This is a genomic window from Glutamicibacter sp. AGC46, from assembly GCF_053543715.1.
In genome coordinates this window covers 50,693-72,255 of sequence record NZ_JBLVOJ010000016.1, presented here as the reverse complement: position 1 = coordinate 72,255, position 21,563 = coordinate 50,693, and the positions used below count along the sequence as shown (strand labels likewise).

18 protein-coding genes are annotated in these 21,563 nt (G+C 58.4%); 7 read left to right on the top strand and 11 right to left on the bottom strand.

Going from position 1 to position 21,563, the window contains the following annotated elements:
* Positions 1–105: 105 nt before the first annotated feature.
* From ACNPM8_RS10945 to ACNPM8_RS10915, 7 genes are all read right to left on the bottom strand, one after another.
* Positions 106–594 carry an Lrp/AsnC family transcriptional regulator gene (locus ACNPM8_RS10945; protein ID WP_105661972.1) on the bottom strand — a complete coding sequence of 163 codons (489 nt, stop codon included), beginning with the start codon at positions 592–594 and terminating at the stop codon, positions 106–108.
* A 152-nt stretch (positions 595–746) separates the two neighbouring features.
* The gene (locus ACNPM8_RS10940) at positions 747–2,003 is read right to left on the bottom strand and encodes an MFS transporter (RefSeq protein ID WP_332487544.1); all 1,257 of its coding nucleotides are present in this window, start codon (positions 2,001–2,003) and stop codon (positions 747–749) included.
* Between the two features lie 7 nt (positions 2,004–2,010).
* Entirely contained in the window at positions 2,011–3,144 is a 1,134-nt protein-coding gene (locus tag ACNPM8_RS10935; protein ID WP_332594609.1) for an NAD(P)/FAD-dependent oxidoreductase, read from the bottom strand.
* Positions 3,145–3,462 (bottom strand): bifunctional 3-phenylpropionate/cinnamic acid dioxygenase ferredoxin subunit, encoded by a 318-nt coding sequence (locus tag ACNPM8_RS10930; RefSeq protein WP_105656303.1) that lies wholly within the window; start codon positions 3,460–3,462, stop codon positions 3,145–3,147.
* Between the two features lie 96 nt (positions 3,463–3,558).
* Positions 3,559–4,488 carry an N-acetylglucosamine kinase gene (locus ACNPM8_RS10925; protein ID WP_448939833.1) on the bottom strand — a complete coding sequence of 310 codons (930 nt, stop codon included), beginning with the start codon at positions 4,486–4,488 and terminating at the stop codon, positions 3,559–3,561.
* Positions 4,489–5,059: 571 nt separating this feature from the next.
* Positions 5,060–6,376 (bottom strand): ABC transporter substrate-binding protein, encoded by a 1,317-nt coding sequence (locus tag ACNPM8_RS10920; protein ID WP_105661977.1) that lies wholly within the window; start codon positions 6,374–6,376, stop codon positions 5,060–5,062.
* Between the two features lie 173 nt (positions 6,377–6,549).
* Positions 6,550–7,569, bottom strand: coding sequence for a LacI family DNA-binding transcriptional regulator (locus tag ACNPM8_RS10915; protein ID WP_105656299.1), 1,020 nt, complete (start codon positions 7,567–7,569; stop codon positions 6,550–6,552).
* A 174-nt stretch (positions 7,570–7,743) separates the two neighbouring features.
* Here ACNPM8_RS10915 and ACNPM8_RS10910 point away from each other — a divergent pair, with 174 nt between their 5' ends.
* Genes ACNPM8_RS10910 through ACNPM8_RS10890 form a run of 5 tightly spaced genes read left to right on the top strand, consistent with a single transcriptional unit; the run spans position 7,744 to position 14,292 of the window.
* Positions 7,744–8,880 (top strand): Gfo/Idh/MocA family protein, encoded by a 1,137-nt coding sequence (locus ACNPM8_RS10910; protein WP_365943759.1) that lies wholly within the window; start codon positions 7,744–7,746, stop codon positions 8,878–8,880.
* A gap of 11 nt (positions 8,881–8,891) precedes the next feature.
* A complete protein-coding gene (locus ACNPM8_RS10905) occupies positions 8,892–10,130 on the top strand; it encodes a dihydrodipicolinate synthase family protein (protein ID WP_448939852.1) in 1,239 nt (412 codons plus the stop codon).
* Positions 10,127–11,035 carry a sugar phosphate isomerase/epimerase family protein gene (locus tag ACNPM8_RS10900; protein WP_105661980.1) on the top strand — a complete coding sequence of 303 codons (909 nt, stop codon included), beginning with the start codon at positions 10,127–10,129 and terminating at the stop codon, positions 11,033–11,035. The genes ACNPM8_RS10905 and ACNPM8_RS10900 overlap by 4 nt, the downstream gene beginning before the upstream one ends.
* Positions 11,036–11,065: 30 nt before the next feature.
* Positions 11,066–13,195: a DUF6807 family protein gene (locus ACNPM8_RS10895; RefSeq protein WP_448939832.1), complete on the top strand. Its 2,130-nt coding sequence runs from the start codon at positions 11,066–11,068 to the stop codon at positions 13,193–13,195.
* Positions 13,196–13,197: 2 nt separating this feature from the next.
* Positions 13,198–14,292, top strand: a complete 1,095-nt coding sequence (locus ACNPM8_RS10890) for a M24 family metallopeptidase (protein ID WP_105656294.1) — start codon at positions 13,198–13,200, stop codon at positions 14,290–14,292.
* A gap of 76 nt (positions 14,293–14,368) precedes the next feature.
* Here the strand turns inward: ACNPM8_RS10890 and ACNPM8_RS10885 are convergent, their stop codons facing one another.
* The 4 genes from ACNPM8_RS10885 to ACNPM8_RS10870 form a co-directional block, all read right to left on the bottom strand.
* Entirely contained in the window at positions 14,369–15,277 is a 909-nt protein-coding gene (locus tag ACNPM8_RS10885; RefSeq protein ID WP_105656293.1) for an NAD-dependent epimerase/dehydratase family protein, read from the bottom strand.
* An 8-nt stretch (positions 15,278–15,285) separates the two neighbouring features.
* Positions 15,286–16,641, bottom strand: coding sequence for a Gfo/Idh/MocA family protein (locus ACNPM8_RS10880; protein ID WP_105656292.1), 1,356 nt, complete (start codon positions 16,639–16,641; stop codon positions 15,286–15,288).
* Between the two features lie 96 nt (positions 16,642–16,737).
* Entirely contained in the window at positions 16,738–17,718 is a 981-nt protein-coding gene (locus ACNPM8_RS10875; protein ID WP_286134060.1) for a carbohydrate ABC transporter permease, read from the bottom strand.
* Positions 17,711–18,637, bottom strand: coding sequence for a carbohydrate ABC transporter permease (locus ACNPM8_RS10870; RefSeq protein ID WP_105656291.1), 927 nt, complete (start codon positions 18,635–18,637; stop codon positions 17,711–17,713). Before ACNPM8_RS10870 ends, ACNPM8_RS10875 begins: the two co-directional genes overlap by 8 nt.
* A 280-nt stretch (positions 18,638–18,917) precedes the next feature.
* On the opposite strand from ACNPM8_RS10870, the gene ACNPM8_RS10865 reads away from it, so the two are divergent.
* Both ACNPM8_RS10865 and ACNPM8_RS10860 read left to right on the top strand, forming a co-directional pair.
* Positions 18,918–20,141 (top strand): mandelate racemase/muconate lactonizing enzyme family protein, encoded by a 1,224-nt coding sequence (locus ACNPM8_RS10865; protein ID WP_448939831.1) that lies wholly within the window; start codon positions 18,918–18,920, stop codon positions 20,139–20,141.
* 259 nt (positions 20,142–20,400) lie between these two features.
* Positions 20,401–21,534 (top strand): L-talarate/galactarate dehydratase, encoded by a 1,134-nt coding sequence (locus ACNPM8_RS10860; RefSeq protein ID WP_105656289.1) that lies wholly within the window; start codon positions 20,401–20,403, stop codon positions 21,532–21,534.
* The last annotated feature ends 29 nt before the right edge of the window (positions 21,535–21,563 follow it).

Below are 21,563 nucleotides of genomic sequence, written 5' to 3'. Positions count from 1 at the left end.
ATGCCAAGAGAAGAACATCAAGTTTAGCATATTTCTTCGACCAACGCAGGGCTGCGGGTTGTTCCTGCGAACATGGGCGAGATGGAAATCGGTCAAGAATGGGGCCTAGTACTCTCCGCTGCCGTGGCCGTGTTCGAATACCAGGGAGGTTTGGGTGGTGGCCACGGCCGGATTGGCCGAGAGGTTATCGAGCACGAACTGGCGCACATCCGAAGAATTGCGCACCGCTACGTGCAGGACGAAGTCGTCAGCGCCGCCCAGGAAGAACAGCTGTCGCACCCCCGGTTTGCTGCGCATGTCAGTAGCGAAGTTCGACATCAGGTGACGGGCTCCGGGACGGATTTTCACGAAGATCAGCGCTTCGAGCTCCCGGCCCAGAACCTGCGGATCCACTTCGATGGTGAAGCGTGAAATCACTCCCGAATCGCGCAAGGCATTCAACCGCGCCAGGCAGGTGGACGGTGCTATGCCCAGCTCCTCGGCAAGGGAGTTGTTGGTCCGCCGGGAGTTCTTCGTCAGCAACGCCAGCAGTTTGCGGTCTATGCCATCAAGCTGCGTTGCACGGCTCTCCCGCCCGGATTCGTTCATCGACATTCAGCCGCACCTGCTCCTCATTATCGCGGTTCGCTGGATTCATCATACGGCCCGGTTGGCGTCCCCTTGGCGTTTTTCCGCCACCAGTTCCCGGTGCCGCACCGTTTCCGTTCCGCTCGGTGCGCGACGCTGGGGAATGCTTCGTCCAGGACCTACGGAACGCTCTTGATCTGGCGTACCAGCACGGCGCCGAGGAGGCTGATCACCACAGAGCACAGGAACAGGGTCGGGTAGCCGCCGAACCAGCTCACCGCCAGCCAGGCGATCAGCGGGGCGACCACCTGCGGCAGCGAGTTGGCAATGTTGATCATGCCCAGGTCCTTGCCGCGCGAATCGGCGTTCGGCAATACCTGGGTCAGCAGCGCAAAGTCCACCGCCAGGTAGGCGCCGAAGCCGATGCCCAGGAGCACTGCGGCGACAATGGCGGTGGCGAAGGAGGTTGCCGTCGCCAGCACGCCGGCCGCGGCGGCCACGATGACCGAAGAGATGATGACGTACTTCTTGCGCTTGCCGTCCTTGTCCGAGAGCTTGCCGGAGATCACCGAAGAGAAGATCACGCAGAAGGCGTAGATCGCGGTCAGCACCAGCACGCCCTGGGCCGGTTCTGGATGCTTGATGGCATCCTGCAGGAAGAACAGCAGGTAGACCAGGCACAGCTGGCAGCCGAGATACAGCAAGAAGCGGGTCAGCCAGGCCCATCCGAAGTCGGCATGCTTGACCGGGTTGATCCAGAAGCTGCGCACGAATTCCAGCGGCTTGACAGGCTCCAGTGCTCCCTTGGGCAGCGGAACATCCTGGCGCATCAGCACGAACGGAATGGAGCAAATGGCCACGGCGGTAGCGACGATGGCGTAGCCGAAGACCAGGTTGCTCGCAGCGACCATGCCGATCACGGCACCGATCAGCGAACCGCAGGTTTGGCCCAAGGCCACCAGCCCGCCAACCATGCCGCGCTGCTCTACCGGCACCTTGTCCGGGATGGCCGCGAAGATCGCAGCCAGCGCGGCGTTGCCGGCAGCTTGCATCAGCGCCCAGCCGATGACCAGCGTGCTCACGGTTTGCGAGGTCGACATCAGCAGCAGGGCCAGCGCAGCGCAGATAGTTCCAAAGAACACCCACGGGATGCGGCGCCCGAATTTCGATGTGCTGCGATCGCTGAGCGCGCCGAACAGCGGGTTGGCCACCAGCGAGACTGCCGCGCCGACGCCGGTGACCAGCGAGAGAATCGCGTTCTTCTGGCTGGCATCCAGCTGTTCGGCGTGCAATCCGAGCAGTACCTGGATCGGTGCGAAGAAGCCGACATTGATACCGATATGGACAATGACAACCGCAGCGATCCAGCCAGGGCCGACCCGTTTGGTGGGCGTCTGCAGGGCCGCGGGAACCTTCAGTGGTTCGGCTGCATTCATAAGTTTCTTACCGGCCTAACTCGCGCGGACCCGTCAGGGGGTCCTTCAATTGTTCAATGCTTGGGGTGGCTGATTTCGCAATGAGCCGTTTCGCGGCCTTGGCCATCAGGCCGCCATCGATCATCGAGGCGGACACCAACGCGCCCTTGGCGTCGAGCCCGAAGACCGTCTGGATCTTGCCTCGCCGGTTCAGGCGCGTCACGGTGCTGGCGGCCTGGCTGAAGTCACCCACCGTTTCCACGTGCATTTCGTGGCGGTCGCTCCAGAACCATGGCACCGAACGCTTCGGTGCGGCTGTGCCCATGATGGTTGCCGCCGCTTGGGCGGCATCTTCCATGGCAGCTTCCCAGTGCACCGCACGGGGCTGGTTTTCCTCCCGGGCGACGTCGCCGATAGCCAGCACCTGGGGGCAGCTGGCAGAACGCTGCTGCGCGTCGACCACGATCCCGTCGTCGACTTCCAGGCCCAGCTGCTCGGCGAGCGCAGTTTCGGGTTCGACGCCGATGGCTGCCACGATCAGCTCCGCATCATGGCGCTGGCCATTGGCCATTGCATAGTTGGGGCCGAGCTCGGTCACCGCACCGGTCAAGGTGGCAATGCCGTGGTTGGCATGATCCGCGTGCAGCTGTTCGGCAAGTTCTTGGCCCAGCACGTGGGCCAGAGGTGCGTCGGAGCTGGAAATCAAGGTGACTTGCGCCCCGGACATCTTGGCGGTGGACGCGAACTCGGCCCCTACCAGCCCCGCTCCGATGACAAGCACCCGCTGGCCGAACATCCCCGATTCCAGGACGTCGGATATGCGGGCGGCGTCAGCTGCGCTGTGCAGGCTGAGCGCATGGTGCCCACCGGGAACATCCAATGCCTTGGGGGTAGTGCCAGTAGCCAGCACAACCCAGTCGTCAGCGGATTGCGGCAGTTGCAGGCTTTGGACATCTTCCTGGATCAGGCCGACGCCATGGTGCTGGTACCAGGACACCGGTGCGAACGGTTCAACCTGCAGGGACTTGCTCAGCGGCGGACGATCATAGGGCAGGCCCTGGGCATCGCTGATCTTGATGGATCCGGCGTATTGCTGCTGCACCAGGTGCCGGGCCAGTGCGTACCCCGCGACCCCGCCTCCGATGATGTGCACGGAAGGCATTTAGATTTCAAGCTCCAAGAAGCCGTCCACGACGTCCACCTTGTAGGTCCGGGCGTCCACGGTGGCTGGCATGCACTGCACCTTGCCGGTTTTCAGGTCGAAGGTCGAGGAGTGGATGGGGCATTCGATGCTGCAGTCTTCGAGCCAGCCGTCGGAAAGCGAAGCGACCTCGTGGGTGCATTCATCCTGCAGCGCATAGAAGTTGCCGTCTTCGGCGTGGAAGATCGCGATGTCTTCGCTTGCGCCGCTGTCTTTGGCTTCAACCAGCAGCGATTCGCCTTCGGGGACAAGATCTACGGGACCGACTCGGAAACTCACGATGACTCCTTAATAATCACGACGTTCTCCACTAATCTTGTCACCTATTGATTGCCTGCGCCTATTTGATGGCCAGTTATCACCGCTGCCCACGTCTTATGGCTGGGCGCGAAAGCGCGATACGAGGCCTTGCAAGGCGTGGTCCGCTGGCAGGAGGGCCAATCCACGGGCTCCGTCCAGCCCATTTCCCGGCGAATCCTGGACTTGCCCGGCAGGGACCAGCAGGTGCAGCTCCCGCACGAAGCTGCTTCTGGCGAATTCGCCGGCGAGCACTCCCCCGATGGCTGCGACCGGAATCGCTCCGGCCTGTTGTTCCAGCCCCGCGCGGCGCAATGCCGTTGCTGCGGAGCTGGCCAGTTCTGCACCGGCGAGCGCGCAGATCCGCGCCGCCATTTCATCGGTCGCGGCCAACTGGGCAACCCTCTGCGCAAAGGAGGCGACGATGGCCACCCTGTCCGGCATCGCTTGCAAGTCAATATACGCTTCGGAGAGATCGGGCCAGCGCTTCGCGAGTTCCCCGGTCAGCGCGGTAGCTGGCCCGCGGCCGTCAAAGCCGCGCATGGCCGCGTTCATTGCCTTCTGGCCAATCCAATAGCCGCTGCCGGCATCACCCATGATGTGGCCCCATCCATCAACTCGGGCCACCGAGCAGGGGCCTACCGCCAAGGTGACGACACCGGTACCGGCTGCAACGACAGCGCCGTGGCGTTCTCCCAGCGCTCCGAGATAGCTGGTCACCGAGTCGTGGGCCAGCGCAATATGGGAAATAGCGCTGGATCCGATGAGGTCGTAGAGCTGCCGTGCATCATGTTCGGCTTTCACCAGGCCTGTGGTGCCTACGCTCACGGTGCCGCAGTCCCATCCGGCGGCAGCGGCAGCTTGGTTAATGGCGCGTGCCAGTTGGGGCAGGACGGGTTCATGGGTTTGCACACCGGGAAGCGCTAATTCTGCAGTTTCGCCATCCTGCTCGAATCTCAGCTTGATTCCGGTCTGCCCGCCGTCTACTGCCAAAAGTCCAGATGCCATTTTTCCATTCCTCTTGCACTTTGTTTTCAGGATACTTTGTGCTCCCCGCATTGGCCGCAGAGCTGGCGGGGTTCGCCCTGCAATCCGCAGGTGCCGCAAACCGATCACCGGCACGGTCAAGCCAGCAGCTTTGCGGCCCAGAACTGCGGGCACCGCGGTGTGGTTACCTCTGGCAATGGATGGAAGAAAGCAGGAACCCAATGGCAATTCACCTCTGCGGGATTCCAGCTGATTGGCAGCACCCTTCCGATAGGCCATGCTCTGGAAAGTTCAACGGCCGCTGGCGACTAGCATCCCGGTTGCTGGTGCACTCGCGACTCGTCGCACGCAAATGGCTGGAGAGGCTTGCTTGGGCGCAGATCACGACCGAACAAGGTTATGAGGCATCTGGAAGCCCTGGTTCAAACCGCAGCCCTGTACGGCACGCGCCGTGGCGAATTCAAGGATTGCACCGCGCAGAGAGTTGAAGGAGGAGCAGAATGAACTTTCCCTCGAACGCGCAAAGGCCGTTGCAATCCCCGGGATCCAGGGATTGCAACGACCGCAAGAACGATGGTTGATTCTCGTTCAGCTATTGGGCTACCGCAGTTTCGATTTCCTTGAAGGCATTCTGCGCCGCGTCGCTTACGCTCTGGCGCTCGAAGAACACTTCCATTTCATAACGGTAGAGGACATCCTGAACCGCACTGAACCCCATTGGCGGGATTGGTTCCGTGCTCTGAAGTTCGGGTTTCAAGCTCGTCACGAATTCTGCAGAAGAAGCTTCGATTGAATCCAATTTTGAGACGACTTGTTCCCGCACTTCGGTGTTCGAAGGTAACCCGCGGTCCATCTGGTTCAGCGCGCCAGCTTCTTGCGAATTCACCATGAAGTCAACAAATCTCTTGACCTCTTCCGGGTGTTCGGTGCGAGCATACCCCGACATCATCATTGACGACTTGTGCCAAAGACCATTGTCCTCAGCCTTGCCGGTGTGGCTTGGCAGTCGCAGCGGAACCAAGTCCGAACCAACCGCTGTGGAAAGGCCTCCCAACTGGTTGCTCCACCACATGCCGAAGGCTGCCACTCCCGTGCCTGTCATAGAACGGTCTGGACCTGCATTCTGGTTTTCCGCCAGGACCGAGGCCTTTGGATAAGAACCGTTATCCATCAAGTCCTTGTGGTGCTGGAAGTACTTGGCCAGATCGTCAGGCGAGAATCCGAGTGATCCATCCGAGCTCGTCAGATTCTTCTTGTCTTGACGCAACCAGGTCTGCAACCCGGCCGGTTCGTTCGGGGCTTCGGCTCCATATTTGCCGTCGAGCTTCTGGCTCACCGTCTCGGTGATCGTCCGGTAGTCATCCCACGTCCAGGTCTTGTCATCTGGAACTTCCAGGCCAGCTTCGGCTAAGACTTTTGGATTGGCGGTCAATGTGAAGGAATTGATTCCGGTGGTAATGCCGACAAGGCCGGCATCGGTCGTACCGTTTTGAACGGCAACGTCTTCGAACTTGGAAACATCTACGCCTTCGAGGTCCAGCAATGCGCCGCGGTCCGCGTATTCGCGAAGGTACTTGTCGTCCATCTGGATAATGTCCGGAGCATCGTTGGAGGCAACCTGTGTTGCGAGCTTGTCCCAGTAGCCGCTCCAGTCGGAGTACTCGCCTTGGACATCGATGTCCGGGTTGGCCGCTTCGAAAGCCTCAATAATTTCATTGGTTGCCTGGGCCCGCGAATCCGAGCCCCACCATGAGAAACGAAGCTGGATCTTCCCGTCCTCACCGTCGGCAGCGCTGCTACCGCCACAGCCAGTGAGGGCCAGAGCGGCTACCGCCACAACTGCAACTGATTTGCTTAGCCGCAGACCGAATTTCCGTCCAGTTTTTCTCGTGCATACCTGCTGAGTCATGAAAATCTTCCTTGGGTGGGGTGGTGATGCGAGGCCATCCTGCAAGCAACACCTGGTTTTTCATTGTGGAAAGCGCTTGCCAAACAATCTAGGTGTGATTGCGGTCACTGGTCAAGGGGTTTCGGGAATCAAGTCAGTTAGTTTTCGCATGGCACGATTCCCAATGAACATCACTACTGGCCGTCAGCCAGCTGCGTGGACTCGCGCAGGACCGGCACACCGGAAACCACAATCTTCCGCAGTTCGCCGTGGTTCAGCGCCATCTCACCAGCCCATTTTCCGATTTCTTCCAGAGGAAGTCGAGCAGTGCTGACAGTGGGCGTAATGTCGATAAGGGTCGGGATGTCGTCGAATCCCACCACAGCGATATCTTCGGGAATACGCAAGCGGTTCTCGCGAATCGCCCGAATGGCACCCAGGGCCATGACATCCGAAACGCAGAACACGCACACCCGATGGACACCGCCTGCCGACTTCTGCCGCTTGAGGTAATCGCTCATTGCAACATAGGCCCCCTCGCGCGAGAAGGGGCCGCTGATAACTTCCTCTGCATCCAGGCCACTGCGCTTCAGCTTCTCCAGGAACCCGTTGGAACGGTCCCTTGATGTCAGCAGATTCGCTTCCCCGGCCAATACGACAAACCTGCGGTGGCCGGCACTGATCAACTCGGCCGCCAGGTGCTCGGCAGTTGCCTCGTTGTCGATTTGTATGCCGCCCATATCGGTCATGGGCTGGCCGATAATCATGACTTGGCCACCATTTTCCTGATAATTCTCGATCAGTTTCAGCAACTGCCCGTTCTCGCCCAAACTGCGCGATCCCGACAGGATGATAGCGTCTGTCCGTTGCGACATGAAGGCCTGAACTGCTTCGATTTCCCGCTCGGGATCGTACTCCGTGCTGGCCAAAAGCAGCTGGACACCGCTATCACCGAGAGAACGCTGCACTCCCCGGGCGATGGTAGAGAAGTAGGGGTCGGCTATGTCCCTGACCACCAAGCCGATCAGCTTCGTGGTTGATCTGGCAAGCGCTTGCGCTTGGGCATTGGGGAAGTATCCGAGCTTTTCAGCCGCAGCACGCACTTTATCCGAGATTTCCACAGCCGGCTTGCGTGCTGACCCATTGAGCACTCGCGAAGCGGTCGCCAGGGAAACCCCGGCTTCATTAGCCACATCAGTTAGTCGAACAGCCATCTGAAATCCTTATCATTCTCTGCAACCTGGCACAAGCTTATCTTTCGCGAACGTGATGGTTGACACTCCAATTACACCTCACTATCGTGGAAAGCGCATTCCCATTCTATTCCCTTACGCATTCCCCGTTTTGAGGAGACCCCAGTGACAGAAACAAAAGTTCTACGCATCGCCATGAACGGCATCACCGGCCGCATGGGATACCGCCAGCACTTGCTGCGTTCAATCCTTCCTATCCGAGACCAGGGAGGAATCATTCTCGGGGACGGTTCGAAGCTGACCGTTGAACCGATCCTCGTTGGACGTAACGAAGCGAAGCTGCGCGAACTTGCTCAGAAGCACCAGGTTGAGCACTACAGCACCGATCTTGACTCCCTGATTGACGACCCGAGTGTCGACATCATTTTCGACGCGTCCATGACTTCCTTGCGTTACGAAACGCTGTCGAAAGCCATCGGGGCAGGCAAGCATATCTTCACCGAGAAACCGACCGCTGAAACCCTCGAAGAGGCCGTTGATCTCGCCCGCCAGGCACAGGCCAAGGGAATTACCGCCGGCGTCGTGCACGACAAGCTCTACTTGCCCGGCCTGGTGAAGTTACGCCGCTTGGTCGACGAAGGCTTCTTCGGACGCATTCTCTCAATGCGCGGCGAGTTCGGCTACTGGGTATTCGAGGGAGACATCCAGGAAGCGCAGCGGCCTTCCTGGAACTACCGTCTTGCGGATGGCGGATCGATGACCACCGACATGTACTGCCACTGGAACTACGTCCTTGAAGGAATCATCGGCAAGGTCAAGTCGGTCACCTCGACCACGGCAACCCACATCCCTACCCGCTGGGACGAACGAGGCGAAGCCTACGAAGCCACCGCAGATGATGCGGCCTACGGCATCTTCGAACTCGAAACTCCTTCCGGCGATGCAGTAATTGCGCAGATCAACTCCTCGTGGGCAGTGCGCGTCTACCGCGATGAACTGGTGGAATTCCAGATCGACGGCACCCACGGTTCCGCCGTCGCGGGATTGAACAAGTGCGTTGCCCAGCAACGCGCCCACACTCCGAAGCCTGTTTGGAACCCCGATTTGCCAGTCACTGAGTCGTTCCGCGACCAGTGGATGGAAGTTCCCGCCAATGCCGACCTGGATAACGGCTTCAAGCTGCAGTGGGAAGATTTCTTGGCCGACGTCGCAGCGGGACGCGAACACCAGTATGGCTTGCTTTCGGCAGCTCGCGGTGTCCAGCTGGCGGCTTTGGGATTGCAGTCAGCCGCCGAACGACGCACCCTCGATATCCCGGAGATCACGCTATGAGCTACGCATCCTTGCCCGAATTGACACTCATTGACGAAAACGGGCAGAACTTTTCCTATCGGTTGAAAGGCCCCGGAGAATTCCAGCGGCCGTCTGCCCCGCTTTCCTCGCGCAAGGCCTATGCCGCAGCCCATGTCATCCCCCTCATGGGAGCAGACAATACGCCTGGCGCACCGGCAAGCATCGATTGGGATGCGACGCTGGCCTACCGGCACGAGCTATGGTCCTACGGGTTGGGTGTCGCCGATGCGATGGATACGGCGCAGCGAGGCATGGGGCTGGACTACGCGGCTACCTGCGAGTTGATCAGGCGATCGGCGATCGAAGCGGCCGGGGTTCTCCAGAAGAACAGCTACCCGGCCTTGGCTGGGCTCACCGTCAGGGATATTCTCGCCTGCGGTGTCGGCACGGACCAGCTGTCGGCAGACACTGTCCAGCCGGGCCAGCTGGCTGAAGTCACCAACGCTTATTTGGAGATGCTGCGCCTTGTTGAAGGTTCAGGTTCGAAGGCGATCTTGATGTGCTCCCGGGCCCTGGTCAAGGCTGCGCGCACCTCGCAGGATTATCTGGACGTGTATGCGACTTTGCTCGATGCTGCCAAGCAGCCAGTGATCCTGCATTGGCTTGGCGACATGTTCGATCCACAGTTGAGCGGCTACTGGGGAACACCGGATTTGGCAGAAGCCACCGGGGTTTTCCAGTCCATTCTGGAGCAGCACGCGTCGAAAATCGACGGCGTCAAAGTCTCTTTGCTCAATGCCGAGCATGAGAAGCAGCTTCGTGCCGCATTGCCAGCTGGAGTGCGCCTCTACACTGGCGACGATTTCAACTATCCCGAGCTGATTCACGGTGACGGGCAACTGCATTCCGATGCGTTGCTGGGAATATTCGCCGCCATCTATCCCGCTGCGTCAACGGCCTTGCAGGCTTTCGATGCAGGCGACGCAGAACGCGGCCGGAAGATCCTGGACTCCACCAGAGAGCTGGGATTGCATATTTTCAGCGCCCCAACGTTCTACTACAAGACCGGGATTGCCTTCCTTTCGTGGCTCAATGGGCACCAAAGCGGTTTCCAGATGATCGGCGGGCTGCACGCCGGACGTTCCCTGCCGCATTTGGTGCGCACATTCGTTCTCGCTGATGGCGCTGGCCTGTTGCAAAACCCGGATCTGGCTGCTGAGCGAATGGAACAGCTCCTGGCAATTTCTGGAATCAAAACTACAACTTCGTCCCTGACAGGTGTGTCATGACATTCGAACTATCGCTTAATACCGGCACTACCCCGAATCTCAGCCTCCACGAAGCCGCCGAAGCTGCAGCGCAGGCGGGCCTGAGCCATATTGGTCCGTGGCGGCATTTGCTTGCCGAGGCCGGTGGCGCTGGGCCAGCAGCCCAGATCATCGCTGGGGCAGGGCTCAAAGCCAGCACCTTGTGCCGTGGCGGCTTTCTCACTGCACCTTCGGCCGAAGCCCAAGCTGCCGCGCTGGCATCGAACCGGCAGGCCATCGAGGAAGCTGCCGTCATCGGCGCCAATGAATTGATCATGGTCGTGGGCGGCTTGCCGTCGGCCGCGCATATTCTGGGCGGCACCGGGGATCCAGCAGACAAGAACATTGTCGCGGCTCGCGATCGCGTCGCGCGCGGCTTGGAAGAGCTGGTTCCCATCGCCCTGGAACACGGCGTTCGGCTGGTGCTAGAACCGTTGCATCCAATGTATGCCGCCGACCGAGCGGTGCTTTCCACACTCGGACAGGCCCTGGACTTGGCCAGTCCTTATCCGACCAAGGCCGTGGGCGTTGTTGTTGACACCTTCCATGTGTTCTGGGATCCGCAATTGCAGCAGCAGATCCAGCGGGCAGGCCTTGAGCATCGCCTGGCCAGCTACCAGATCTGTGATTTCAATCTGCCGATTGCCAGCAATGCACTGCAATCCAGAGGCATGATGGGCGACGGCCATATCGATTTCTCGGCGATTTCCCGATGGGTGTCACAGGCTGGATACCGAGGTCCAGTTGAAGTCGAGATCTTCAATGACGAGATCAACCAGCAGGATTCCGCGCTGACCTTGGCAACCATGTCCCAGCGCTACGAAACTCTCGTACTGCCCCACCTTGAGCAAGCTGCGGGCGTTCAGCCGGCCAGCGCATTAAACTGATCTGAATTCGAATAACTCTGAAGGAACACGATGAATCAGCAAGCCACCGCAGCGGGATCTGCAACGACTAGTGCCCTGGCAGCGCCAACTGCTCCTGCGGTGGTGCTGATTGGTCTGAACGGATTCGGACGCCAGCATTTGGCAAATATCCATCGACTCGCAGCCGAGGAGAAAATCACGTTCCTTGCCGGCATCGATCCGGTCGATCCCGGGAAAGAGATTCGCGGCAAGGACACGCACGTGTTCGCCGACTTTGATGCTTTCCTCAGCTCCGGATTAACCCCGGACATCATCATTATTTCAACGCCGATCAGTACGCATGCCGACCTGGCGATGAAGGCCTTGCGTACAGGTGCAGATCTCTACCTCGAAAAACCGCCGACAGCGACCCTGGATCAGTATTCACGCCTGCTGCAAGCCGCGGCCGATGCTGGCGCCCACGTGCAAGTAGGGTTCCAGGCCCTTGGCTCGACAGCCTTGAAAACCATAGATGGGTTCTTCGCCGATAACGCGAAGAACTCTCCCATCGGGGCCCTTCGTGCGGTGGGTGCCAGTGGAAATTGGCTCCGCACCACGGGCTACTATGCACGTTCGCCTTGGGCAGGACATCGAAAACTCGACGGCGTCGAGATTGCCGACGGTGTGGTGACCAATCCCCTGGCCCACGCGGTCGCCAGCGCCTTGCACATCGCCGGAGCGCGCAAAGCCCAGGACGTCGCCCATCTTGCCACCGAGCTGTATCACGCGCACAGCATCGAAGCAGACGATACCTCCGTGGTGCGCGTGCAAACGAGCACCGGAATCCCCGTCATTGCCGCGCTGACCGTTTGCGCCAGTGAACAGCAGGATCCATGGATCACCATCTATGGCACCGAAGGCACCGCAACCTTGTACTACACCCGTGATGAGTTGCTGGTTCGATCCAACCCGGACTTGGGACTTCCAGAATCTTCTGAAGTTTTCGGACGAGTCAACCTTCTCGAGAACCTCGTCGATGTGCGCAACGGCAGCGAAACCGAACTCTTGAGCTCATTGGCGTCGGCCGGTGCTTTCATGCGCGTCCTCGAGCAGATACGGACCTCGGATGCTCCAACTCAGATCGCAGAAGAGCAGGTTATCCCTGCCGGTGATGGAGCAGATTTCCACCCAGTGATACCGAACATCGAACGATTCATCGACCGAGCGGTGGCGGCGCAGTCCAGTTTCTCTTCACTCGGAGCGCCTTGGGCCTTGCCACCGAAAACCAGTGGCTCGTTGTCGCTGATCAATCCCGCAACAGGGAAACAGCGCACCCTTGCGGAGTTGCGGACGGGAGAAGATATTTCCCGCACCAATTCACCGCGTCCCTTCTTGGATAACCTGAAGACCTTCAACGGAGTCGTGGTCAGTGAGCAGCAACCGCTTGACCACACCTGGCATCTAGGTGTCGGGGTTGCATTGCAAGATGTGAACGGGACCAATTTCTGGGGTGGGCGCACCTACACCCGCGACGCCTCACGCTACATATGGCGCGCGGACCATGGACATATTCGCACAGTGTCCAATGCGTTCGCCCGCAATGGCAGCGCTTTGGATTCGCAGCTCGAATGGGTCAGCCACGAACAGGAAATCCTGCTCGATGAGCACCGTTCAATTGAGCTCAATGCATTTGAGGACCATGAAAGCGCCATCACCGGCTGGAGCCTGGATTTCAGTTTCAGGCTCTCGGCGCGCGAACGCCAGGTGTCGCTTGGCTCTCCGGGTACCAACGGCCGTCACAACGGCGGCTACGGAGGTTTCTTCTGGCGTCTGCCGCCAATCGCTGATCCACAGATTTTTACCCCATCGGCTTCCGGGGAATCGCAAGTCCACGGTGTGCACAGTCCGTGGCTCGCCTTCAGTGCCACGTTCTCCTCGGACTCGGTGGCTTTGGCTGATCTTGCTGAAGGCCACGGGGATGCCACCATCATTTTCTGCAGTGAGCATGATGACCCATGGTTTGTTCGCAGTTCTGGATATCCGGGTGTCGGCAGTTCGCTGGCCTGGTCTACACCGGTTGTGCTGGACCCTCAGGAAGCGATAACCCGCCAGGTACGAGTACTCGTGGTTGATGGGAGGGTCCCGGTGCAGACCGTGGCCCTGCTAGCCCGAAAATACGGTTCAGGTTCCAAGGAAGGCTGATTGTGCCCACCACCGCCACTCATGAATACGCAAAGAAGCATGCCCAACTGGTCGAGCTCATCAGAAGCCGCGATGGGCAGTATCTGCTTCTCTCAACCCCCGCTTCGCTTGCCTGGCTCTTGGGCGGTGCCCGCACGCACGTATCTCTTGCGGCACCACCCATTGCCAGGGTTCTGGTTCATGCCCAGGGGTGCGAGCTTGCAACGTCCGTGAGTGAAGCTGCACGGATCCAGCGAGAAGAGCTCGGCAACGTGGAACAAGTTTCGGTGCATGTCACCGCCTGGTACCAGGATCTCGACAATGTCCGAGAATGGTTTCCAGCGGCGAGCGGACAAAAGATCCTCAGCGAGCGGGAAATCGAGTCCGATTTGCGAGCCCTTCGCTCAGCACTCAATGAAACTGAGATTAATAGGTATCGCGCTCTTTGCCGCGACACGGCTGCGCTCATGACCCAAGTGCTGTCGGCCGCCCGTAGCGATGATTCCGAGTTCGACGTGGCAGCCAAGCTGACAGCTGGAGCCGTCGTCCAAGGAGGCGAAGTGCTCGTTGCCTTGGTCAGCGGCGATTCACGTGCCGCAGCCCGGCACCCCCTGCCCACCGCGGCCCCGCTCGGAGGCAAAGCCATGGCAGTGCTGTGCGTAAGACGTCATGGGCTCATTGCCAACATCACCAGGTGGGTGCGATTCGGTGCGCCGACGCCTCAGGAACTCTCTGGAGAAGACGACATCCTGGCTGTCGAGGCAGATATCCTTGCGGCAATTCGCCCTGGCGGCGTTCTCGGTGAATTATTGCCCGTCATCCAGGAATCCTACCCGGAGCATGGTTTCGATGCCGGGGAATGGTCGTTGCATCATCAAGGCGGCATTGCCGGCTACAACGGACGAGATCCCCGGCTCACCCCAGGAGCAACTGATCTCTTCCAGTTGAACCAGGCTTTTGCGTTCAATCCCAGTGCAGCACGCGATGGTCTGGCGTTCAAAGTTGAGGACACCATGCTGCTGACCGAGTCCGGGGATTTTGAGGTTCTCACCTTCGATCCGCTCTGGCCCTCAAACCTGGTTAACGGTTTGCCACGGCCGGCAGTACTTCAACGCTAAGCGCACCCCTAAACAATTATTGGCTGGGAAATCCTTTTGAGGTTTCCCAGCCAATAATTTTATGTACCGATGCCTTTTATACGGTGGCCTTCAATTCCGAGCGCCAGCTGCGTTTCGGTTCCCAGCCAAGGACATCTCGCGCTTTCTGGATACTGAAGGCAGGGCTATCCGTGGTGAGTCCCGCTGCGACGTCCTCGAGCTCCGGATAAATCTCTGGGATCAGCTCTGCGAGCGGACGCGTTGCCATGGCATCCTTTGCACCAACGAAGAACACCGAGCCATTCTCTACGCGGTCAAACCGTTCAAGCAGTACCAGCAGGAAATCTGCCACGTCCCGCGCATCAACGTAATTGAATAGCGCAGGCGCTGACAAGCGAGGATCTTGTAGGCGCTCAGCAACAGTGTGTCCCTGCTGCGTTGGAGCGCCGGCCCACTCTTCCTCTGCGATCACATAGCAGGGCCTGAAGGAAGCGAACTTCACCGAACTTGCCGGTCCCATTTTCGCTGCGAACATGGCGGCAATCTGCTCGGCTACGAATTTGGAAAGCCCATAAGCATGCCATGGCTTGGGAACTTCGTTTTCATCAAGAGGCAGCTTCTCCGGCACCCATCCGCCCGGAGAACCATAGCCCATTATTGATGGGCTGGAGGCCAGCACGACCCTGGTAGCACCGGCCTCCACTGCCGCCGAGGTGACGTTATGGGCAATGGTCGCGTTCGTGTGCAGAAGCACCTCCTCCGGGGCCATGAAAGGAACAGCCATTGCCGCGAGGGACACCACCGCTTGCGGAGCAAGCTGCTCGAATAGCGCATGCGTAGCCTTCGCATCCATCAGATCGATGCAGTGATACTCCACGCCATCGAGAGGTTCTTCCGGAATCTGCCTGTCAAGAGAGATCACTTCATGCCCTGCGTGAGAAAACCCCGCGAGCACGGCACGGCCTAAACGCCCTGCTCCCCCGGTGATGACGACTTTTTCACCCATGGCTCCGTTTACACCTTGACCTTCGGTTGAAACGAAATGTCCACGCCCAGGCCAGCACTCCCGACGTCCACGAGCTGCCTGGTTTCCAGCGATTGATTTCCGCAAATCCCGACAGCAATGGCGCGCACACCGTCGATGAATCCGGCTTGCCGCGCATATCCATCCTCGTTGGCTCCGCGGAAGAGCTCTTCGAGCAGGAGCTTGTCGCCGCCACCATGCGATCCATTCGAGTTTTCGATCTGAATCTCCACTGCTTCTTCCCAATGCCGCTGCAAAAGCAATCTCTCGCCTTTCGACCTGGCATTGCCGCTCTGGCCATCATTGCTATATGAAGGATCCACCGGATGCCCGCCGGCCGCGGGCAGTACTGCTGCCCGTTCGACAACGTCCAGTTCCAGGCGTCCTTCCGTCCCGTTCACCGCAACCCGGTATCCTTCCCATGGGCTGTGCGCGTTCAGGGAATATGAAAGCACCGGTCCGTTTTGATACTCAGCAGTCAGGCTCAAATTGTCTTCGATGGTGATCTCGCCATTGAAGACTCCCTGGTCTCGGCGGTACCCATCAAAGTGTTCGTTCTCTAGATAGAGCTTTTCCAACCGCTCATCGCTGCGAAGATCCAAATCAAACGGATCCTTATCGCTTAGCCCGTGGGTACCGCGTTCGTTGGCTTGGCGGCCCCTGAACTCTGCGTTGTCGGGCCCGTAGAACTTCAGCCCTCCTGTTGCAAAGACCTTCTGCGGTGAATCGTCGAGCCACCAATTGACCAGATCGAAATGATGGCTGGACTTATGGATTAGCAAGCCGCCAGAGTTTTCCTTGAGTCGATGCCATCGGCGAAAGTAGTCTGCTCCGTGAACGGTATCCAGCATCCAGTTGAAGTCCACGGATGTGACTTGGCCGATTTTCCCATCGTCGATGGCCTTCTTCAGGGCTGTATTCCGAGGAGAATAACGGTAGTTAAACGTGACCACGATTTCATGGCCGCTTTCTTCCACCGCCCGAGCTATACGAGCGGTGCTCGGCGCATCAATTGTTAGTGGTTTCTCAACTATCACATCGGCGCCGGCATACAGAGCGGTGCAGATCAGCTCAGCATGCGTGTAGTCCGGGCTCGTGATGATTACCCGGTCAATGTGGCGTTCTCGAATGACTTTGGCCAAGTCTTGCGGGTCAAAGGACCCAACCTTCTCGCCGAAGGTCTGTTCAACTACGTCTTGGTAGTACTCGATTCGCCCCTGGTTGGTATCTGCCAATGCGACAAGTTCAGCGACGTCGCTATGTTCACCGAAGATAGCAGTCAGGTACATTTCGCATCGGTTCCCTGTGCCGATCAGTACGTAGCTGGTGCGTGATGAGCTTCCCATGCGGTTTCTCCTACGATAAGTTTCTGGCGCTTGTGTCTGGTATCGGTCGAGGCCACTGGCCTAGCGCTGTTGTCCTAGGCCAGTGGCATATTCCTGCTATTTGATACCAGTAGTTGCGATGCCCTTGACCAGGTATTTCTGCCCGAAGAGGAAGGCAAGGAATACAGGGACCAACGTGACGATCGACATTGCGAACAGTGCGCCCCAGTTGGATTCTCCGGTGGAGTCTATGAATGCGTTGAGCGCAACTTGCACGGTGTAATTACTCGGGTTGGTGAGGTAGATCAGTGAGGTAAAGAAGTCGCTCCAGGTCCAGATGAACGTGAAGATTGCCGTAGTTGCCAAGGCTGGAACCATAAGCGGCAGGATGATCTGCAGGAAGATCCGTGGATGGCCGGCGCCATCGATTCGGGCTGCTTCATCCATATCCTTAGGGATTCCTCGGATGAATTGGATCATCAGGAAGATGAAGAACCCGTCCGTGGCAAGCAGTTTCGGAACGATGATTGGCCAGAAGGTATTGACCCAGCCGATCTGAGAAAACATGATGTACTGCGGAACGATAATCACGTGGATCGGCAGCATGATGGTCATCAGCATCAGCGCGAACATAATCTTCTTGAACTTGAAGTCAAGCCTGGCAAATGCGTATGCCGCCATGGAGCAGGACACCAAGTTGCCAAGGATGCATCCCAAAACCAAAATCGCAGAGTTCATCAAGTACTTGCTGAAAGGTTCAGACAGCGCGTTCCAACCGCTGGGGTAGTTATTCCAGTCCACCTGGGAAATAACCAAACCGGCCTCGCGGAAGATCAGGTCGTTCGGGCGGAAGGAGCTAGCTACCATCCACAGCAATGGATAGATCATGACTCCGGCACCCAGGATCAGCAGCGCATGCTTTAGCAATGAGCGCATTGAAACCTTGAACTTCGGGCTCTTACCCTTTACGGTCTTGCCTCGTTCATCAGTACCGCCAACCGGCGGCTTTTTTCCGAGAAGTTCTTCCTCATCAAGCACGAGTTCTTGCGGTGACCCACCGCGTACTTGCGAATCTGGAAGTGAAGTTTGATTAGTCATCGTAAAACACCCAATACTTAGAAACGAAGAAGTTCACAGCGGTAAATGCACCAACTATGAGCACCAGGAGCCATGCCATGGCTGAGGCATAACCCATATCGAACTGTTTGAATCCTTGCTGGTACAGGTAGAGCGTGAAGAACATGGTGGAATCGGCAGGACCGCCCGATCCATTGGACACGATGAAAGCTTGAGTGAAGTTCTGGAAGGCCCCAATGATCTGCAGGACCAGGTTGAAGAAAATAATGGGGCTAATCATCGGCAACGTGATACTCAGGAACTGCCGCCATTTGCTCGCCCCATCAATGGAGGCTGCTTCGTAATACATCATGGGAACTTGACGCAGACCTGCAAGGAAGATCACCATCGGTGAGCCGAAGGTCCACACGTTGAGCAAGATCAGGCTTCCAAGTGACGTGTTTGGATCGGAGATCCATCCAATGCCTTGGATACCGACCAATTCCAAGAGCTGATTCACCAGGCCGGTGGTACCGAAAATCTGCTTCCACAGCACTGCGATTGCAACTGAGGAACCCAGCATGGAAGGCAGGTAGAAAATTGAGCGGTAAAAAGAGAGCCCGCGCATTCCCCGGTCAAGCAAGATTGCTACGGCGAGGGCCACTGCCAGCTGCAACGGAACACCGATCAAAACGTAGGTGAACGTGACCCGCAATGAATTATGCAGCCGCTGGTCGTCGAGCATCCGTTCAATGTTCTCAAACCCTGAAAAGGACGGAGCCTGCAAAAGGTTGTAGTCCGTAAACGCAAGATACAGCGACATGGCCATGGGCCCCAGGGTGATAAGGAATAACCCGATCGTCCACGGAATGAGGAAGATATGCGCTGCCTTGTTGTCCTTGGGAGGGACTTTGCGGCCATTGTTCTTGCTGAGGTTCTGCAGTTCGGCAATGGCGCTCATTGACCACTACCTCCTTTCGACGAAACGCGTAGGCAGCCCTTACGAATCGGGACCGACATGAGTGACTCCTTGCTAGAAGCGCTTGGTGAAGATGATTCGAAATCGACTTCAGGAATGCGCTTTCCAATCTCTATTCCTCAACGCTAAACTAAACACCAACGTGAGGTCAACCACACTGGCGAGATAGGTTTGAGGAATCGCCTCGGAGCCACCGCTGGACGCCATCACACGGTGCGAACAGTCGCTGGATGCGTCCATATGAAAATAGGAGATCAGTATAATGTCGCAGGCCAAAGACGGTTTAAGTGACACTATCGTGTCAATAGAGCTCTATTGGATATCGCTGCCTTTTGATGCCGCGCGGCGAAGCCAGGAAGATTCCAATGCGGAATCAATCGATGCTTTCAATGCATCATCACGCACGTTGACCCAGATGGAATCATTAATGGTGAAGGTGCAAACCGCGGATGGGTTCACCGGCTGGGGCGAAGCCTTCGGCCACAAATCCAATCCCGCGACATGGGCTGCCCTTGAACAGATCGTGGCCCCCTTTTTCTTGGGGCGTTCATCGGCCCTCGACGGGAGCATTGCCTCGGCCGAATATGCATTCCACGCCTTCGGGCGCACCGGACCCATTCACTTCGCACTATCCGCAGTGGACATCGCTCTTTGGGATATAGCGGCACGTCGTGCAGGACAGACGCTGCGGGAATTCATCAATATCGATGCCCGCCATGAAATCAATGCCTACGCGTCTTTGGTCCACTATGCCGAGGATCCGCAGGAGGTTGCTTTTCATCTTTCCAGGGCTTTGGAACACGGATTCAAGGCGTTCAAAATCCATGAGTCCTCGATTCCAGCCATCAAGGCCGCACGGCAGGCCGTGGGCTCCCACCCGCTGATGGTCGATGTCAATTGCAAGTGGCATCATCCAGCCGAAGCCGGGTCGTCGATTGCTGCCATGGCGGACCTGGAGCTGCTGTGGATCGAAGAACCGATCTTCCCGCCAGATGATTCGCAATCACTAGCCGCCCTCAATGCTCGTTTCGGCAACGTCTCCGGTGGAGAAAACCATTCAGGGGTCCAGGGGCTGACCTCGGATATGGAACTCGGCGCCCTGCAGTTTGCCCAGCCTAGCGTCGGAAAGATTGGCGGACTCAGCGCCATGCTCAAAATTCGCGAGGCGGGTCAACGGCTTAATGTCCATGTGGTGCCACACTGCTTCTACTACGGTCCGGCCCTCCTGGCCACCGCGCAGCTGATCGCCGCAGACCAGGAAGTCCAGCTTGCCAACGGGTCACTCCGTCCGGAATTGGAAATCCCCTTCCTCGGTTGGGAAACCCAGCTCCACCCTTGGCATGCGCCGCATCAGGGGAAGCTCACTGACGAGGGTACGATCCGTCTGCCAACGGAAGCCGGGCTCGGTTTCACTCCGGATCCAGTCGTTCTTGAAAACCATGCCCTCAAGCATCTGGTCTTGACCACTGCGCCTTGCGAAGGGTAATGATCCGGCAAGGCAATAGCCGCTTCAAGCATTGCGGACAGCCCGCGATTGCCTGGAGCCCCGCCGTCCAGACGGGAACCTGCCTTGGTTTCAAGCACCCGAGCGGTAGCTCCGGGCGCATTCGACCACAGAGAAGAAAGGGGCAGCAGGCCACCGAAGAAAACACTCGAAAAATCACTTGTGTAATAAGTTCCTTACTTATAGGATAAGTAATTAAATGAGCTTACCCCCACAGTGATCCCAACAGGAGATTCCCGCCATGACCTATACCCCCGACGCCATCCGCCACGTCAAGCTTTCAACGGCCCGGTTGCCGCTGGCCACACCGATCTCCGATGCGAAAGTTTTCACCGGTCGCCAGAAGCCAATGACCGAGGTGGTCTTCCTCTTCGCGGAGATCACCACGGAACAGGGCCATGAGGGTTTCGGGTTCTCCTACTCCAAGCGGGCTGGCGGTCCTGCACAGTACGCCCATGCCAAGGAAGTCGCACAAGCGATGATTGGTGAAGATCCAAGTGACATCGCCAAGTTGTACACCAAGCTCCTCTGGGCCGGCGCTTCGGTGGGCCGCTCTGGTGTGGCTACCCAGGCGTTGGCCGCACTGGATATCGCGCTCTACGACATGAAAGCCAAGCGCGCGGGGCTTCCGCTAGCCAAGTTCCTCGGCTCCCACCGCGATTCGGTGCGCACCTACAATACTTCCGGCGGCTTCTTGAACGCCAGCATCGAGGAGGTCAAGGATCGGGCTACCCAGTCCATCGAGGAAGGGATCGGCGGCATCAAGATCAAGGTCGGCCTGCCGGACAGCGCCGAAGACCTGCGCCGCGTTGCCGCAGTGCGCGAGCATATTGGCCCGGATTTCCCGCTCATGGTCGACGCCAACCAGCAATGGGACCGCGCTACCGCATTGCGCATGGGGCGCAGGCTCGAGGAGTTCAACCTCGTCTGGATCGAAGAACCGCTGGATGCCTACGATGCTGAAGGCCATGCGGCCCTGACCGCTGCCCTGGATACGCCAATAGCCACAGGAGAGATGCTTGCTTCGGTATCCGAGCACGAACGCCTGATTGCCGCACGCGCCTGCGACATCATCCAGCCTGACGCTCCCCGGGTTGGTGGCATCACCCAGTTCCAGAGACTGGCAACTTTCGCTGACCAGGCTGGGCTGGATCTGGCACCGCACTTCGCAATGGAAATCCACTTGCATCTGGCAGCAGCGTACCCACGCGAGCCTTGGGTGGAGCACTTCGACTGGCTCGACCCGCTGTTCAATGAGCACTTGGAAACCAAGGACGGCCGGATGATCGTTCCGAACAGGCCAGGGCTCGGCTTCACCCTGAGCGACCAGGCCCGCGCGTGGACCACCGAAACCGCGCAATTCGGCACCGCCTGAGTCCCCATGACTGGACCTTCGCGGGGGGG